The following is a 12,872-nucleotide window of genomic DNA, read 5'->3' as shown; positions in this document are numbered from 1 at the left end:
CACCCTTTATTTTTCGAGTCAATACTTAGTTTTAAACTTTCTTTTGGAAGATTTAAAACCGAAGTTTTATTTAACTCTCTGAGAAGTTCGTGCCTCGCTATGCGTTGGCGTTTCCCGTCTCAGTGGGGTCGCATTATAGGGAGCGGCGGATTTTACGCAAGCGTTATTTGCATAAAATAGTAATTAAAATTAAGCCCCAAGTAAGCGCACATGATAAACACAAGTTACCCACAAAACCCTGTTGATAACTCTGTTTTTGAACTTTAAAACTAAACACTTTTATCTTGATGTGATAAGTTGCGGTCACTTTTTTTAACTCATGTATTTAGGCAGTATCCATGACAGACATAATAAATAGTATAAGTGCCCTTCTATGGGGGCAAGTTCTCGTCTACTTATTAATAGCAGCGGGCCTCTTCTTTACTTTTCGACTAGGCTTTATTCAATTTGTGCAATTCCCACATATGTTCAAAGTTATGTTTGGCTCTCGTAAATGTGCCGACAACGAAATTTCATCTTTTCAGGCTTTTTGTACTTCATTAGCTGCACGTGTTGGCACGGGTAACATGGCTGGCGTTGCTGTTGCTTTATATTTGGGTGGCCCAGGTGCTATTTTTTGGATGTGGACTATAGCCTTAATTGGTATGGCTACAAGCTTTGCCGAGAGTACCTTAGCACAAGCTTATAAAACAAAAGACGCCGAAGGCAATTTTAGAGGTGGCCCTGCTTATTATATGCAAAATGGTTTAGGTAAACGCTGGATGGGCGTTTTATTTTCGTTATGTTTAATTTTAGCCTTTGGTTTAGTATTTAACGCCGTACAGTCGAACTCTATTGCTGCAGCATTTGAAGTCGCGTTTGATGTACCTAAGTATATAGTAGGCATTTTCTTGGTTATTGGTTCTGGCATCATTATTTTTGGTGGCCTAAAAACCATTTCACGTTTTGCTGAAATGGTTGTGCCATTTATGGCATTAGCTTACCTGCTGGTTGCTCTTTATGTATGCGCCACTAACTTTACTGCTCTACCAGATGTGCTAGTGCTTATCATAAAAAGTGCTTTTGGTATTGAACAAGCTGGTGCTGGTGCTATTGGATACGGTGTCACACAAGCTATGATCCAAGGTATAAAGCGTGGCTTATTCTCAAACGAAGCCGGTATGGGTAGTGCAGCTAACGCCGCAGCTACTGCGACGCCTTACCCTCCTCATCCTGCATCACAAGGTTATGTGCAAATGTTAGGTGTATTTATCGATACTATTGTTATTTGTACAGCGACTGCTTCTCTTATTTTACTATCGCAGCAATTAGTACCTGAATCTGGTGTTATGGGGATTGAACTTACACAAGCAGCATTACAAGAACATGTTGGCGACTGGGGTACTTACTTTATTGCTATTGCTATATTGTTTTTTGCTTTTACTTCTATTGTGGCTAATTACTCTTACGCTGAAACAAATTTAATGTTTTTAGAGCACAACTCTAATAAAGGTATGTTTATCTTTAGACTGGTGGTTTTAGGTATGGTGATGTTTGGTGCTGTTGGTGAGCTTGGTTTAATTTGGACGCTGGCAGATATATCAATGGGCTTAATGGCCATTGTCAACGTTATAGCGCTATTTATGCTTTCAGGTGTTGTTGTATGGCTTTCAAAAGACTATAACGAACAACACAAAAAGGGCTTAATACCCACCTTTGACAAAAGTAAGCATCCTAAACTTGCTAAAGAGGTCGATCCTGACGCCTGGAAATAAACAACAACCAGCGAGCTACGGCTCGCTTTTTTAGTTCTAAAATAAAAAGCACTTACATTAAGTCACTCTACCCTTTATAAATGAAAAGCAGTTACGGACGATATGTACTATATAGATATTATCTAATTATCAGCTTAGATAAGACAACCTACAAAAAATAGGTGTTCAATGCCAATAATTCTGCATAAGTGCTTTATTGATTGCCTATTTTGAGTTTTCACCATAACTCTAGACTTACTATTACCCGTGATTTTTAACTTCCAATGAACATGTATTACTAACCAATTCGATAATTATACCAACCTGCATAAATCTTTGAGCAATTTAACAAATTAAATTGCACTATAACGTCGTTAAAAAATTTTTATTTAGAACAACCAGATACAAAAACTTTTGCCTAGTTCTAGCGTAATTTTCTTAACGTTAAATAGATCCTATATATAAGCGGATTGGTATTACTTTATGCTATCAGTACATGAGTGCGTGATCTTTGCTTTCAAGGCTGTTTGCTCTAGATATGTAAATTGCTTTACTGTTTTAAATTATCTAAAGCTCACGGTCTATTTTATGGGTTGACATCATAAGCCTATGACGATTAGCCCCCAATTCAAAGTGCACAATTAGTATTAGGTGCCACGCGTCACTAAGGGTTGTGTGGCTGGTTTATTTGAGACGTTATAAGATTGGGTTTAGAGATATTACATTATGCATATCAAGATAATATAAATCATAGAAAACATAAAAATAGTAAATCAGGTTCTTGCTGGATATTTTTTATATATTAGAAGGTGTATTAAATGGTTTTTAAGCGGAGTGCTTAATATAAAGATGGTGCCCGAGGCCGGACTTGAACCGGCACGACTTGTTAGTCGAGGGATTTTAAATCCCTTGTGTCTACCAATTCCACCACTCGGGCATCGAGTTTACTAATTAAAGCGTGTGGAGTAAATTATATGGAGGCGGAACCCGGAGTCGAACCGAGGTAAACGGATTTGCAATCCGGTGCATGGCCACTCTGCCATTCCGCCTAAATGTGTCCAAATAATTTGGAGCGGTACACGAGGCTCGAACTCGTGACCTCGACCTTGGCAAGGTCGCGCTCTACCAACTGAGCTAGTACCGCAAAATACTGTTTTATCAACTTTAAATTATCTTGGTAAAATAATTTAAAGTGGTGCCCGAGGCCGGACTTGAACCGGCACGACTTGTTAGTCGAGGGATTTTAAATCCCTTGTGTCTACCAATTCCACCACTCGGGCATCGAGTTTGCTATTTAAAGCAAGTGGATAAAACTAATATGGAGCGGTACACGAGGCTCGAACTCGTGACCTCGACCTTGGCAAGGTCGCGCTCTACCAACTGAGCTAGTACCGCATCATATTAATTCTAAATTAACCATTTTATAAATTACACTTGGTAATGCAATTAAACCACAAAGTGGTGCCCGAGGCCGGACTTGAACCGGCACGACTTGTTAGTCGAGGGATTTTAAATCCCTTGTGTCTACCAATTCCACCACTCGGGCATCGAGTTTGCTAATTAAAGCGTGTGGAGTGTTGAAATGGAGGCGGAACCCGGAGTCGAACCGAGGTAGACGGATTTGCAATCCGGTGCATGGCCACTCTGCCATTCCGCCCCAGTACGGGGTATTAACCTTAAGATAAACTTGGAGCGGTACACGAGGCTCGAACTCGTGACCTCGACCTTGGCAAGGTCGCGCTCTACCAACTGAGCTAGTACCGCATTTTATTTATCAGTTATTTGAATTAGCACATGATGATTTATGTGAACATTTAGGTAACTGATTAATTACCGTTTCGTTTATCTCGGGGGCTATGCCCTCTCAACACGGACGCATTCTACAGAGATTATTAAACGCGTCAATACAAAAAATGCTAGTTTTGAACTGTTTGCTTGTTTTTTATCTAAAACGGTGCGTTATTATACATTTAGAGTTAATTTTTAGTCAATTCACCCCATGCTGCACGTAAATATTGCATCATAGAACTCAAGGTTAAAAAGGTCGCAATGTACAGTAGTCCAAAACTTAAATAGTTCATCCATGTATCATATTGCCAAATCAAACCGATAATGGCTAACATTTGTGCAGCCGTCTTAATTTTACCCATGTTTGATACAGCGACATTACCACGCTTACCCTGCTCTGCCATCCATTCACGAAGTGCAGATATTATAATTTCACGGCTTATTATAATAAGAGCAGGTATAGTCATGTACATTGACTGGTACTGATCAGATAACGCTACAAGTGCCGCACATACCATTACTTTATCAGCAACAGGATCTAAAAAAGCACCAAAAGGGGTTGATTGCTCAAGCTTTCTTGCTAAATAACCGTCTAGTATATCGGTGATTGATGCAAGCCAAAAAATAAAGGCGGCAGCAAAAAAAGCCCAGCTATAAGGCAAATAAAATATCACCAAAAAAACGGGGATAAGAAAAAGTCTAAATGTTGTGAGTGTGTTTGGAATATTCCACATAACTACTTGGATATGTCTTTTTTGCTATATTCGCATGTAGGGCTAGCCCTTGTCATGCAAATGGTTAAATATCTTCTCAGCCATGTCAGGGCTGATCCCAGGAACTTTCTTTAACTGTTCTATATTAGCAGCTTTTACTCCCTGCATGCCCCCTAAATATTTTAATAATGTTTGCCGACGCTTAGAACCTACTCCATTTATTTCTTCTAGTAGTGATTGCGTACGTTGTTTTTGGCGTTTATTACGATGCCCTGCAATTGCAAAACGATGAGATTCATCACGTATATGCTGTATTAAATGTAGCGCTGGTGCATCTGAATCCATAGGAATGGTTTTTCGACCACCGTCAATTAATAGTGTTTCAAGGCCAGGCTTACGGCTAGTACCTTTAGCGACACCTACTAATAAAGGCATTTTTGTATGTGGCCAGTTAGAAAAGTACTGCTCCGCGCGCCCAAGTTGTCCCTTACCACCATCAATAAAGATAACGTCTGGAATTTTGTCTTCATCTACTAATTTGTTGTAACGCTTATTAAGTGCAAACTCCATTGCAGCATAATCATCACCACCGGTAATACCCGTTACGTTATAGCGCCTGTACTCTTTAGTATTTGGTCCTTGAGAATCAAACACAACACAACTTGCAACAGTGTTCTCTCCCATGGTGTGGCTTATATCAAAACACTCCATTCGAGTAATATCGTCAAGTCGCAGTGTTGCTTTTAATTGTGCATAACGTTTATTAATAGAGTCTTGGGTACTTTGCTTAACTGCAATACTGTTTAATGCATTTTTGTTGGCCAGTTGTAAGTATTGAGCACGCTCACCACGGATAACTACTTTAAGTATTACTTTGCGCTCACTTACTTGTGTGAGTGCTTCGCCGAGTGCATCGCTCTCTTCTATTTCAAACGGTAATATGATTTCTTTTGCAATACGCCCTGTTGCTCCAGGCGCCAAGTAGTATTGGCCTAAAAATGAGGTTAGGATTTCTTGCTCACTTGAATCTTTAGGTACTTTAGGAAAATACGTTTTACTGCCCAGTACTTTATGATCGCGGATCATTAATAAATGAATGCCATTTAATCCGTTTAAATGGGCAAAACCAACTACGTCCATTTCAGCAAAATTACCAGATATAGACTGTTGCTCCTGCATTTTACGAAGTAGCATTATTTGGTCGCGAACTTTTGCCGCCAGTTCAAAATTTAATTGTAGGCTGGCTGCTTCCATTTTTTTTATTAAATCAGCAATAACTTCGTGAGATTTACCCGTTAAAAACTTACGGACATAGTCAACTTGCTCGCTGTAATCATCATCCGTGACTTTATTTACACACGGAGCTGAGCAACGCTTAAGCTGATATTGCAGACATGGGCGGCTTCTTGCGCGGTAGTAGGCATCTTCACATTGACGAACAGGAAATATTTTTTGCATTAAGCGCAAGCTTTCAGATACAGCTCCTGCACTAGGGAATGGCCCAAAGTATTCGCCTTTAATTTTACGACTACCACGATGAAACGCTAAACGAGGGTGTTTATGGCTCGTTAGTAAAATATAGGGATACGACTTATCGTCGCGTAATAATATGTTATAGCGAGGCTGATATTTTTTTATTAGATTATTTTCAAGCAGCAGCGCTTCGGTTTCAGTATTAGTAAGTGTGACGTCAATATCACAAATATTACTCACTAAAACGCGTGTTTTACTGTCGGTAATGTTACTTCTAAAGTAACTGCTGACACGCTTTTTTAAATGCTTGGCTTTACCAACATAAATAACTTGGCTATCACTATCAAGCATACGGTAAACACCAGGCTCGCTTGATAGCGTTTTGAGGAAATGTACGTGATCAAATTCAGACATAAATTATAGGTTAGTACGACACGTCTATATCAATCATTTTATGACGAATAGCTAAGTGGGTAAGCTCAACATCACCACCTACATTAAGCTTTTCAAACATACGGTAACGATAGCTATTTACTGTTTTAGAACTTAGGTTCAAACGTTCAGCTATATCTTGTGCTTTTTCACCTTTGGTGATCATAAGCATAATTTGCAGCTCACGTTCAGATAAGCTCTGAAAAGGGTTTTCATCTGTACGGCCGGTCACTTGCGCTAGCGCTATTTGCTGCGCTATTTCAGGAGCTATGTATCGCTGACCTGCATGAACACAGCGAATAGCACGCACCATTTCGTCAGAACCTGCACCTTTAGTTAAAAAGCCATGCGCGCCAATTTGCATTACTTTACTAGGAAATGGGTCTTCGCAATTAACAGTGAGCACAATAATTTTTACATCGGGACAGTAACGACAAATCTTTTTAGTCGCTTCTAATCCGCCCATACCTGGCATGTTCATATCCATTAATACGATGTTTGGCGCATGCTGACGGCAAAACTGTACAGCCTCTTCGCCGGTTTTAGCTTCGCCAATTACTTTAAACCCTCGTACGTCATCAAGAATGCGCTTGATGCCTGTTCGTACAAGTTCATGGTCATCAACTAAAAGTACATTAATCAATGGAACATCCTCATTTACCTAACAACATGCAATTTAATAAATTAATTTGCCACAGTAACATATATAAAGCGAGACAATAACTAATATTATTGTCTCAATCTAATAGTTTAAGATGATTTTTTATCGCTAAAACGATCAACCCATAATGCAATGATACCATCACCGGTTACATTACATGCAGTACCAAAGCTATCTTGTGCTAAATAAAGAGCAATCATTAATGCAACAGCTCCTTCATTAAACCCAAGCATGCTTGTTAATAAACCAAGCGCCGACATAACTGCACCACCTGGAGCACCCGGTGCTGCTATCATAACGACACCGAGCATCATAATAAATGGCAATATCCCCATTAATGAAGGTACTTCCATGTTTGGCGATAAAAACATAACAGCCATTGCACACGTTACAATAGTAATAGTTGAGCCAGATAAATGAATGGTTGCACACAGTGGTACGGTAAAGTTTGCTACATCTTCTTTTACGTTGTTTGCTTTACTTGATTGTAGCGAAACTGGAATTGTTGCCGCACTCGACATTGTCCCCAGTGCAGTAAAGTAGGCAGGTAGCATATTTTTAACTAATTCGATTGGATTACGTTTTAACAATATACCTGTCGCTATATATAAAACGCTTAACCATAACCAATGCATAACAAGCGCTGCAATTAGTACTACACCAAATGTTTGCAATGTATCTACCACTGTGCCTGCCACCGTCATTTCGGCAAATACACCTGCAATGTAAAATGGTAAAGCAGGAATAATTACCTTTGATAGAAGCCCATCAATAACATCACGCCCCTGATCAGACACTTTTTTCAGTGTACCTAGCTCTAATTGGCTCATGCCAATACCAAATACAAAAGCAGTTACCAACGCGGTCATTACCCCCATCAATGGTGGAATTTCTAAATCAATAAAGCTACCTATTTCAGTAGCAACTTCTGCTTCAAACGTAATGCTTCCACTTAAAAAAGGAATAACGGCACTCACTAATAAAAATGCAAGTGTACCGGCAATAATTGTAGAGCTATAAGCAAAGCCGACGGTTTTTCCAAGTAAGTGCCCTGACCCTTTTGGTAGGCCTGCAATACCCGATGCAATAAAAAATAAAATAATAAGTGGAATGGTAAAGGAGATAATTTGACCAATCAGCTCTTTTACTGTGAATAAAAGTTCAACACCCGTTATAGGTACGTAAAGTCCGACTAAAATACCGGCCACAATACCGGCAATTAATTTTAAGATTAACTTCATTGTGATTGCTTAATTGAATTTAGATACGTGTTTTTATCATGTTTTACCTAGCTTGTGTCATAAAACTGTTCAAGTGAAGTTCATTTGCACAAATAAACATCAATTGCACTTATTTTAAGTTAATTTTTAACTTAAATTGCTCAACTAATCATCTCTCACTTACTTTAAAAATTTAGTACACACCTTTAATAACTAAAGTATCAGCTATTGTGGATTTTAATTTCACTTAGTTATAAGCTCAATAGATATATGTTATAGCCAAACTTTACTTTAGTTTTTTTAAACTCTCAGTAAAGTGTGTCTATATAGTTAGTGGCAAAGGCTATTAACACGTTGATCAGATTGTATCCAAAGGAACATTATGTCTACTATTTTTGAAGATAACTCACTAAGTATTGGTAATACGCCGCTAGTAAAACTTAACCGTGTTACAGGTGGGAATGTATACGCTAAAGTTGAATCTCGTAATCCTAGCTTTAGCATCAAATGCCGTATTGGTGCATCAATGATTTGGGAAGCTGAAAAATCAGGTCAGCTTGTTGAAGGTAAGGAGCTTATTGAACCAACATCGGGTAACACCGGTATTGCACTTGCATTTGTTGCAGCAGCACGCGGTTATAAGTTAACGCTTACTATGCCTAATACTATGAGCCTAGAACGTCGCAAGCTATTAAAAGCATTAGGTGCAAATCTAGTGCTTACCGACGGTGCTAAAGGTATGAATGGCGCAATTGAAAAAGCAAAAGAAATTCAAGCAACGGCACCTGATAAATATATTTTATTACAGCAATTCGAAAACCCTGCAAACCCTAAAATTCACTTTGAAACAACAGGTCCTGAGATTTATGATGCGCTTGACGGCAAAGTAGACTTTTTTGTAGCGGGTGTAGGCACTGGAGGCACTATTACAGGTGTTAGTCGCTTCCTTAAAACAGAAAAAGGTGTAAACGTTAAGTCTATTGCGGTTGAGCCAACTAACTCTCCTGTTATTAGCCAAACGCTTGCCGGTGAAGAAATCAAACCAGGCCCTCATAAAATCCAAGGTATTGGTGCAGGCTTTATTCCTGGTAACTTAGATATGGACTTAATTGATGGCGCAGAGCTTGTATCTAACGAAGACGCAATTGCAATGGCGCATCAGTTAATGAAAAAAGAAGGTATTTTGGTGGGTATTTCCTCAGGTGCAGCGGTTGTTGCAGCTAAGCGAATTGCTGAAAAGCCTGAAAACGCAGATAAAAATATTGTTGTTATCCTACCTAGTGCAACTGAGCGTTACTTATCAAGCCCAATGTTTGATGAAGAATTTAGTGAACAAGAGCTAGTACAGTAATCTACACATGTGTAAAAAAGGATGCTTATGGCATCCTTTTTTATTATTTATCGAAAGATCAGCCCTTAAATATTGCCTCCCTCTTTACATATTCATAATTTAGCCACACACTTTAAAAAGCTTAATCAACAACAATAATGATAACAATGAAAAAACTACTAACTATTCTAAGTGTCATAACTTGCCTATTTATTGTAGGTTGCGGAGACGATGCCAAAATATCTAGCGATAGTCCAGGTGATACAGCAACCGCTTATTTTGATGCACTTTATAACCAAAAAGACCTTCAAAAAGCCAGCAAAATGGCAACACCTAACCTAACTCGCATAATGAAATCTTACGGAACAGCTAAACAATTCTCTCGTAACTTGATAAACATGCAATATGATGAGGTAGTTATTGAAGTCGACATGTCAAATATGAGTTTACGAGAACAATATGGTGATAAAGCTAAAATAAATTTGATTTTTACTGGCAGCCTAAATGGCGGGAAAATTGATGAAATGCGCAGTGTTAAAATGCTTCGTAAAAAAGGAAAATGGTACGTAGATAAAATAGTTGCCGACCCTTACGCTCGTTAAAATAAATGTATTACACATAAAAAAGGCCTTACATTTGTAAGGCCTTTTTCGCTTTAGCTAGGGCGTGTTGATCTTTGTGGATTGAAGTTTGTTCAATCTAGGGGCGATTTAATCGCGGCGCGAGGTTTGTAACCTAGTGGGCTAAGTAAAAACCGAGCAACAAAGAGTTAATCGTCCCTAGAAAGAACCCAAAGGGCAGCGCATGTTTGGCATTTATGCTGCGTTATCGCCGATTTATGGGGAATAACCACACTACATAGGCTCTGCCTTGCCTAAAAACCAAACAGCCTGCTGCAAATTCAACCACGAAGGGTCAACACGCCCTAGTATTTAAAGTACTGCGCTACAGCTCACCTGGTTGAAAGTTATCAACTGCAATGGCTTTCATTCGTAACTTATTAGCATGATGCATAGCATCAGCATCCGTTTGCTCTAACAACTTATTTTCAAGTGCATAATTTATAGCGCCTTCAATATCAAGCGTTGCAGGTACACTGCCCTTACGCTGCCATTGTTTTAGGTCTTTAAACTGCGCTTGCATATCATGCATAGCTAAAAATGCACTTTCCATTACCCCTGTACCTGCATTTTCATCTACATAACATAAATGCGTTAAGCGGTTTCTAAATACTCCAGGTTGAGTCATACGCTCGCAAATACTTTGCACTATTTCATCACTTGGTCTGTGGTAATGATTTCCAAGCGGGAACACGATACGTTTAAGGGTAAAATTAACAACCGGATTTGAAAAGTTTTTAAAGAAGCCATTAAACGCTTGGCCAATTTCAAATAATGAGTTCTCAATTGCATATTTTACAAATGGTAAATCAGCTTGTTGGCGCCCTTCGTCTTCATAACGTTTTAAAACAGTTGATGCTAAGTACAAGTGACTTAATACATCACCCAAACGTGCCGATATCATTTCTTTTCGTTTAAGCTCACCGCCAAGCATTAACATAGCCACGTCTGTGCAAATAGCTAAGCCTCGGCTCATTCTGCTCAGTTGCTTATAATAAACAGCCGTTTCACCACCTACAGGCGCTTTAGCAAAATAACTACGTGTTAAGCCATGCACAAATGCCATACCTGCATTACTTGCTGCAAATATTATATGGTTCATTAATAAACCATCAAATTGTTCAAGTGCTGCGTCGTCATCTTCCATTGCAGCGGCTTCCATTTCTTTTAAAACAAATGGATGACAGCGTGTTGCACCTTGGCCAAATATCATTAAATTACGCGTTAAAATATTCGCGCCTTCTACCGTAATTGATACCGGAATCCCCATATAACCATGCGCCAAATAGTTATTAGGCCCTACTTGAATTCCTTTACCTGAATGAATATCCATTGCATCGTTCATTACCGTACGACCCATTTCAGTCATATGGTATTTAGCAATCGCTGTTACAACCGACGGACTTAATTTTAAATCAATCGCACCTGCGGTCATTAATCTGCACGACTCCAGTGTGTAAGTTAAACCACCAATACGCGCAAGTGCCTCTTGCACACCTTCAAATTGCCCTATAGATACACCAAACTGCTGGCGTACCATGGCGTATGCCGATGTCATTTTTGAAGCTAAGTGCCCGGTTGCTGCACTTAATGCTGGTAGCGATATACCACGCCCTGCACTTAAACACTCAACAAGCATTCTCCAACCACGTCCTGCGCAATCTTGTCCACCAATAATCCAATCCAGTGGTATAAATACATCTTTACCGTACGTTGTGCCATTCATAAAGGCCATATTAAGCGGATAATGACGCTCACCCGTTTCAACACCCGGATGATCGGTTGGTATAAGCGCACACGTAATACCCAGCTCTTTTTTATCACCTAATAAAGCATCTGGATCATACATTTTAAACGCTAAGCCTAGTACAGTAGCCACTGGTGCAAGTGTAATGTAGCGCTTTGACCAATTTAAACGCAGGCCTATTACTTGCTCGCCATTGTGCTCCCCCATACACACCACGCCTGAATCAGGAATGCTGCCAGCATCAGAACCCGCCTCTGGGCCCGTTAATGCAAAACAAGGCACATCTGTGCCATTAGCTAAACTTGGCAGCCAACGATCTTGCTGCTCTTTAGTACCATAATGAAGAAGCAATTCGCCTGGACCTAAGCTATTAGGCACCATAACAGTGACTGCGGCAGTTAGACTTTTAGTCGAAATTTTTGACACTATCGTTGAATTAGCAATTGCGGAGAACTCACGACCCCCAAATTTTTCAGGAATGATCAGTGCAAAAAAACCTTCTGTTTTTAGGTAATCCCACACTTCTTTTGGTAAGTCTTTGTCTTTTTGTACAATTTGATAATCATCAAGCATCGCCAATAAGGTTTCTACTTGGTTAGCCATAAATGCGTTTTCTTTATCGCTAAGCTCTGGTTTAGGAAAGCGGTGCAGTTTTTGCCAGTCTGGGTTACCACTAAATAACTCACCATCCCACCAAACATCACCTGCTTCCATCGCCTCTCGCTCTGTTTGCGATAGCGGCGGAAGTACCTTTTTGAACATTTTAAACGTGGGTCTACTGATCAGATTAAGGCGTATATCTTTAACTGCAAAAATAACCACCACCACAACCAGTAAAATAATAAATACTGACATGCGCACATTCCTTACACATTGAATTAAATAGTAGCTCAATTATGACCCATCTTAGTTTAAATACAATCCTTGCGCAGTGACTCTATTGCCTCAACGCATTCATTCTATTATTTAAAAATTCACTACTATTATCTTTGAGCTAAATAAGCTTGACTCTGGATAATAAATCTATCTCAAGCAGCTATTTTCAGCGCTAACTGTGTTGAATTTACTTGCAATAGGCCCGCTGTTGACGCGTAAATTAGCCTTGTTTTCACTGACAATCTCTAGCTAGAGAAAATAATTTTAAATATCATTATG

The 12,872-nt window shown here is 39.3% G+C and carries 8 protein-coding genes and 8 tRNA genes; 3 read left to right on the top strand and 13 right to left on the bottom strand.

The features are described from left to right. Positions 1 to 338 precede the first annotated feature (338 nt). Positions 339 to 1,754, top strand: a complete 1,416-nt coding sequence (locus DC53_RS01360; RefSeq protein WP_033032054.1) for an alanine/glycine:cation symporter family protein — start codon at positions 339 to 341, stop codon at positions 1,752 to 1,754. A gap of 829 nt (positions 1,755 to 2,583) precedes the next feature. Here DC53_RS01360 and DC53_RS01365 read toward each other — a convergent pair. The 12 genes from DC53_RS01365 to DC53_RS01420 all read right to left on the bottom strand — a co-directional run bounded on the left by DC53_RS01365 (position 2,584) and on the right by DC53_RS01420 (position 8,041). Beyond that, positions 2,584 to 2,670, bottom strand: a tRNA-Leu gene (locus tag DC53_RS01365). A gap of 38 nt (positions 2,671 to 2,708) precedes the next feature. Continuing rightward, a tRNA-Cys gene (locus DC53_RS01370) sits at positions 2,709 to 2,782 on the bottom strand. A 19-nt stretch (positions 2,783 to 2,801) separates the two neighbouring features. Continuing rightward, positions 2,802 to 2,877, bottom strand: a tRNA-Gly gene (locus DC53_RS01375). A 49-nt stretch (positions 2,878 to 2,926) separates the two neighbouring features. After that, positions 2,927 to 3,013 (bottom strand) — tRNA-Leu (locus DC53_RS01380). Between the two features lie 39 nt (positions 3,014 to 3,052). Next, positions 3,053 to 3,128 (bottom strand) — tRNA-Gly (locus DC53_RS01385). Between the two features lie 64 nt (positions 3,129 to 3,192). Continuing rightward, a tRNA-Leu gene (locus DC53_RS01390) sits at positions 3,193 to 3,279 on the bottom strand. 37 nt (positions 3,280 to 3,316) lie between these two features. Continuing rightward, a tRNA-Cys gene (locus DC53_RS01395) sits at positions 3,317 to 3,390 on the bottom strand. A gap of 31 nt (positions 3,391 to 3,421) precedes the next feature. Then, positions 3,422 to 3,497: transfer RNA gene (locus DC53_RS01400), tRNA-Gly, on the bottom strand. 212 nt (positions 3,498 to 3,709) lie between these two features. Continuing rightward, positions 3,710 to 4,255: a CDP-diacylglycerol--glycerol-3-phosphate 3-phosphatidyltransferase gene (gene pgsA / locus DC53_RS01405; RefSeq protein ID WP_032827134.1), complete on the bottom strand. Its 546-nt coding sequence runs from the start codon at positions 4,253 to 4,255 to the stop codon at positions 3,710 to 3,712. 42 nt (positions 4,256 to 4,297) lie between these two features. Beyond that, the gene (uvrC, locus tag DC53_RS01410) at positions 4,298 to 6,121 is read right to left on the bottom strand and encodes an excinuclease ABC subunit UvrC (RefSeq protein WP_033032052.1); all 1,824 of its coding nucleotides are present in this window, start codon (positions 6,119 to 6,121) and stop codon (positions 4,298 to 4,300) included. 10 nt (positions 6,122 to 6,131) lie between these two features. Beyond that, positions 6,132 to 6,782 (bottom strand): UvrY/SirA/GacA family response regulator transcription factor, encoded by a 651-nt coding sequence (uvrY, locus tag DC53_RS01415; RefSeq protein ID WP_007377972.1) that lies wholly within the window; start codon positions 6,780 to 6,782, stop codon positions 6,132 to 6,134. A gap of 107 nt (positions 6,783 to 6,889) precedes the next feature. Then, positions 6,890 to 8,041: a dicarboxylate/amino acid:cation symporter gene (locus DC53_RS01420; protein WP_007377973.1), complete on the bottom strand. Its 1,152-nt coding sequence runs from the start codon at positions 8,039 to 8,041 to the stop codon at positions 6,890 to 6,892. A 361-nt stretch (positions 8,042 to 8,402) separates the two neighbouring features. Here DC53_RS01420 and cysK point away from each other — a divergent pair, with 361 nt between their 5' ends. Both cysK and DC53_RS01430 read left to right on the top strand, forming a co-directional pair. Continuing rightward, positions 8,403 to 9,371 (top strand): cysteine synthase A, encoded by a 969-nt coding sequence (gene cysK / locus DC53_RS01425; protein WP_007377974.1) that lies wholly within the window; start codon positions 8,403 to 8,405, stop codon positions 9,369 to 9,371. A 146-nt stretch (positions 9,372 to 9,517) separates the two neighbouring features. Next, complete coding sequence (locus tag DC53_RS01430; RefSeq protein WP_033032050.1) at positions 9,518 to 9,952, top strand: hypothetical protein; 435 nt, start codon at positions 9,518 to 9,520, stop codon at positions 9,950 to 9,952. A gap of 343 nt (positions 9,953 to 10,295) precedes the next feature. On the opposite strand, the gene DC53_RS01435 is transcribed toward DC53_RS01430, so the two are convergent. Beyond that, positions 10,296 to 12,572 carry an acyl-CoA dehydrogenase gene (locus DC53_RS01435; protein WP_033032047.1) on the bottom strand — a complete coding sequence of 759 codons (2,277 nt, stop codon included), beginning with the start codon at positions 12,570 to 12,572 and terminating at the stop codon, positions 10,296 to 10,298. Between the last annotated feature and the right edge of the window lie 300 nt (positions 12,573 to 12,872).

This window comes from Pseudoalteromonas fuliginea (genome assembly GCF_000690055.1).
Lineage (GTDB): Bacteria > Pseudomonadota > Gammaproteobacteria > Enterobacterales > Alteromonadaceae > Pseudoalteromonas > Pseudoalteromonas fuliginea.
This window is presented reverse-complemented; position numbering and strand designations above follow the sequence as displayed.